7 protein-coding genes are annotated in these 3,480 nt (G+C 64.5%); 3 read left to right on the top strand and 4 right to left on the bottom strand.

Going from position 1 to position 3,480, the window contains the following annotated elements; genetic code table 11:
- The coding region (locus ACTIAO_RS17410; RefSeq protein ID WP_441907326.1) for a hypothetical protein at positions 1-193 on the bottom strand (193 nt) is incomplete at its 3' end.
- A gap of 124 nt (positions 194-317) precedes the next feature.
- On the opposite strand from ACTIAO_RS17410, the gene ACTIAO_RS17405 reads away from it, so the two are divergent.
- Positions 318-470: a hypothetical protein gene (locus ACTIAO_RS17405; RefSeq protein ID WP_157560512.1), complete on the top strand. Its 153-nt coding sequence runs from the start codon at positions 318-320 to the stop codon at positions 468-470.
- 30 nt (positions 471-500) lie between these two features.
- Here ACTIAO_RS17405 and ACTIAO_RS17400 read toward each other — a convergent pair whose 3' ends face one another.
- The gene (locus tag ACTIAO_RS17400; protein WP_441841635.1) at positions 501-1,133 is read right to left on the bottom strand and encodes a nucleoside/nucleotide kinase family protein; all 633 of its coding nucleotides are present in this window, start codon (positions 1,131-1,133) and stop codon (positions 501-503) included.
- A gap of 116 nt (positions 1,134-1,249) precedes the next feature.
- On the opposite strand from ACTIAO_RS17400, the gene ACTIAO_RS17395 reads away from it, so the two are divergent.
- Both ACTIAO_RS17395 and ACTIAO_RS17390 read left to right on the top strand, forming a co-directional pair.
- Positions 1,250-1,516 carry a type II toxin-antitoxin system Phd/YefM family antitoxin gene (locus ACTIAO_RS17395; protein ID WP_084644292.1) on the top strand — a complete coding sequence of 89 codons (267 nt, stop codon included), beginning with the start codon at positions 1,250-1,252 and terminating at the stop codon, positions 1,514-1,516.
- Positions 1,513-1,950 (top strand): type II toxin-antitoxin system VapC family toxin, encoded by a 438-nt coding sequence (locus ACTIAO_RS17390; protein WP_441907325.1) that lies wholly within the window; start codon positions 1,513-1,515, stop codon positions 1,948-1,950. The genes ACTIAO_RS17395 and ACTIAO_RS17390 overlap by 4 nt, the downstream gene beginning before the upstream one ends.
- A 45-nt stretch (positions 1,951-1,995) precedes the next feature.
- On the opposite strand, the gene ACTIAO_RS17385 is transcribed toward ACTIAO_RS17390, so the two are convergent.
- Together ACTIAO_RS17385 and ACTIAO_RS17380 are read right to left on the bottom strand one after the other, a co-directional pair.
- Positions 1,996-2,310, bottom strand: a complete 315-nt coding sequence (locus tag ACTIAO_RS17385) for an enolase C-terminal domain-like protein (protein ID WP_029153438.1) — start codon at positions 2,308-2,310, stop codon at positions 1,996-1,998.
- A gap of 68 nt (positions 2,311-2,378) precedes the next feature.
- On the bottom strand, positions 2,379-3,480 hold a 1,102-nt coding region (locus tag ACTIAO_RS17380; RefSeq protein ID WP_441850264.1), incomplete at its 5' end, for a DNA/RNA helicase domain-containing protein.

Here is a 3,480-nt window from a genome sequence, read left to right as displayed (position 1 = left end):
GCAGCACTGCGCCGATGAGCACGGACAGGCTGAGGTAGCGACGTGCGGTGGTCATGTCGAGATCCTTTACTTTACCGTCTGGTCGGTACAGTTTGAAGGATCTTGTTGTGGGGATGCTGGGCACGATGGGCTCGGTTATCGCGATGTCGCAACCGATCAACGTTATGGCGAAACTGCGATAGAGCCGCTTCATTGCGATATCACGATAGGAGCGTGCCACGGGACGACCAACAGCCAAGATCCGCGTTCCGACTGACATCGCCACGGCGCACTGACGCGCGAGCACCTCGTTCGTGAAATTGCGTCTTGGGAGGTGCGTGCCGCGCCCCTCGCTCGTGGTTCAAGCGCTCGAAGACATCGACGCGATTCTGCGCTCGGAAGTTCCCGTCGACGGTGCCCACACCAACCTGCACCGCGACCTTCGTCGATTCACGCGCAATCTGCTCGACGATCGCGAAGTGGGCGCCTGAGGTTCTGCCCACATCGAGCGATCGTCGACTTCACGACCGCACGTCCCACGTGACACCCGAGACGCGCAGGCTCGCGCGGTGCGCGGTCTGCTCGATGAGTGCGGCGTTGTCCCCGTCGACGGTGCGGGCGAATTCGGTCGCCTGCTCGACGCTGCGACCACCGAGGGTGTGGCGTTCGACGAGCCGCCGCTCGCGCTCATCGGCGGGAGCCTCACAGAACCACGCCTCGTCGAGCAGATCGCGCACGCGGATCCACGGATCCTGCTCTGAGAGCAGGTAGTTGCCCTCGACAACCACGACGCGAGCTGACGGCTCGATCGCGACCTCGCCGGCGACGGGCTCGTCGACCTCGCGGCGAAAGCTCGGGGCATAGACCGTGTGATCCGTCTCGCGGCGCACGCGCTCGAGGAGAGCAACGAATCCGTGCCCGTCGAAGGTGTCGATCGCGCCCTTGCGCGCGCGGCGGCCGAGCCGGTCGAGAGTGCGGTTCGCGAGGTGGAAGCCATCCATCGGCAGGTGCGTCGCGCGCTCCCCCAACTGCTCGACAAGTGCCGTCGCGAGCGTCGTCTTCCCGCTGCCCGGACTGCCCGCGATGCCGACGATTACGCGCGGTGAGGACCCGGCGAGTGCATCGATTCGGGCGATCAGGGTGTCGAGGGGCATGGAGGGAGTCTGGCAGAAGATTTCGTTGAGTGTCTCGTGGTGAAAGGCGACGGGCGCAGCCTTTCATGAGGAGCTCCCGCCTCGACCAAGCGCACAATTATGGCTAGAATTGAATCATGACTAACGCCACATTAGGAGTTCGAGAACTCCGAGATGGCCTCAGCCGCCACCTTGCCGCAGTGCGCGATGAGGGCGTGGAGATCACCGTCACGGATCATGGAACACCGGTCGCGCGAATCACCCGGATCGTCTCAGAGTCCGGGGTGGAGCGACTACTCCGTGAAGGCCTCGCGCGCGCTGCGACCGCTCCCCGGGAGCCGCTCCCCGAGCCCATCCTCACCGCAGGCACCGTGAGCGATCTCGTGGCTGATCAGCGCGGATGACGGCATACTTCGACACGTCTGCGCTGATCCCGCTGATCATCAAAGAACCGAGCAGTGCGATCTGTCTGAGTGCATGGGATGCGGCAGGTACGGTCGCTTCGAGCGCGCTCGCGTACGTCGAGGCCCACACGTCGTTCGCCCGCGCCCAGCGCATGGGGCGACTCACTGAGGAACAGCTCGACCGCGCGCTGGGGCGTTTCGATCACCTCTGGCGCCAGGTCGTAGCGCTCACGCCGACCGACGCCATCCTCGGCGAGGCCGCGCTGCTCGGCCGACGTCATGCGTTGCGCGGGTACGACGCCATACACTGCGCCTCAGCCCTTGCAGCCCGTGACGAGAGCATCTATGCCGTCAGTGGTGATCAGGCCCTACTCGAAGCGTGGCATGAGCATGGGGTTGTGACAGTGGATGCGAATCAGCGGCGTACGCCATGACATCGCCGGGCGCGCGTATGTCGACCGAGGATGAAAACGCGCCCCTCACCGCCCCGTGTTCTCCCCCTGGAACAGCTCGGCGATCTTCGCGTTCTCGTAGCCGAATCCCGGCCCCTGCGGGGCGTGAATGAGCCCGTTCGCATCGACCTCGGGATTGACGTTGATCGGGTTGCTGTGGATCAACGCCTCGTAGTAGGTCGTATTGCTGATCGCCATGCAGAGGTGCTGGTGCACCACCGAGGGTCCGTGCACCTCGGCGCGCATGCGGAACGCGTTGGCAAGGTGTGCGATGCGCATTGCCCCGGTGACCCCGCCCTTGAGCGGCGTGCTGACACGCACATACGCGGCGCAGCCGTTCACGAGGAAGTCGGCGGAGTTCGGCGATCCGGGCGCATGCGCGGGAGGAGGGCTTGTCGTGAACTCGCGACTCAGGCGTTTCGGCCGAGGCCCTCGAACGCTCCGCGCAGCTGCTCCCGCACGACCGGATCGTGCACGTACATGTACGTGCCGCGCATGCCGCGGGTCATCAACACGACGTAGATGTTGACGATCAGCGCACGCAGATCCTCGTCCGTGACGGCTACCCCGTACTTCGGGCTGTTCTCCTTGCCCTTCGTATCGAAATAGTTCGCGCGATCGATGCGGATCCGGCCGGCCTCGTCATCCCAGCGCACCTCGGGCCCGACGATCACGCCGGCGTAGTTGAGGTCGTACCCCTGCACGGTGTGGATCGAACCGACCTCGTCCGCGGACCCAGATGAGTTGATCCAGTCGCGCGCGGCCACGTTCCAGCGCATTCGGAAGTCGCCGATCTCGATGTCGTATGCGTGGGCGTCCTTCTTAGACTTCCAGCGGTACCCGTACCCCGCGAGCATGCGGGAAAGACCAACTTCTGCTTCGCGCTTCGAGATCTCGTCGCGCATCGCGCCAGGGTCGTCGAAGAAGCGCACGTCATACTCGCCAACATCGACAGGCACTGGCTTCTCCCCCGACAGCACCGCACGCACGTAGCCGACGTAGTCCGTGCCCGCCTTGACGCGCATCTGGGTCATCAAACGGTAGAGCCGCCCGTTGCGTTCGGCACCCGCGACCAGCCCGCGCTGGGTGGACGGTGCGAGATCTGCGGGGCGGACCGACTGTCCAGCATCGACGAAGAAGACCTGATGATCGCTCTGCGCACGGATCCAATCGATCTGCGTCTTCGAGGGATCATCCTCACCGAACAGCTTGCGATTGATATCGGCGTACGACGTATTGAGCGCCGCCGATGGCTGGTTCGCACGCCGCGTGAGTCGATGCGACTCGTCGACCAGGAGCAGATCGAAGCGCTCAACGCTCTTCCCGACATCGAAGGCGTTCATGACCATCGACTTGTCGAGGCCGGGCGTGCGCTTGAAGACCTTGGCGACAGACTCGCGCAACGAGCCCTGCGGGATGACGAGACCGATCTTGAGATCGCGCGCGTGCTCTTTATAGGGCTCTTCGCGGATGGGGGTGTAGTCGTCGGTTGACGAGCCAGCGGCGTGGCGG

The sequence above is a fragment of the Microbacterium sp. genome (genome assembly GCF_052099035.1).
Lineage (GTDB): Bacteria > Actinomycetota > Actinomycetes > Actinomycetales > Microbacteriaceae > Microbacterium.
This window is presented reverse-complemented; position numbering and strand designations above follow the sequence as displayed.

Coding starts and splice junctions, on each gene's coding strand:
- ACTIAO_RS17400 (WP_441841635.1), bottom strand. CDS start 1,133: ATGCCCCTCGACACCCTGATCGCCCGAATCGATGCACTCGCCGGGTCC.
- ACTIAO_RS17395 (WP_084644292.1), top strand. CDS start 1,250: ATGACTAACGCCACATTAGGAGTTCGAGAACTCCGAGATGGCCTCAGC.
- ACTIAO_RS17390 (WP_441907325.1), top strand. CDS start 1,513: ATGACGGCATACTTCGACACGTCTGCGCTGATCCCGCTGATCATCAAA.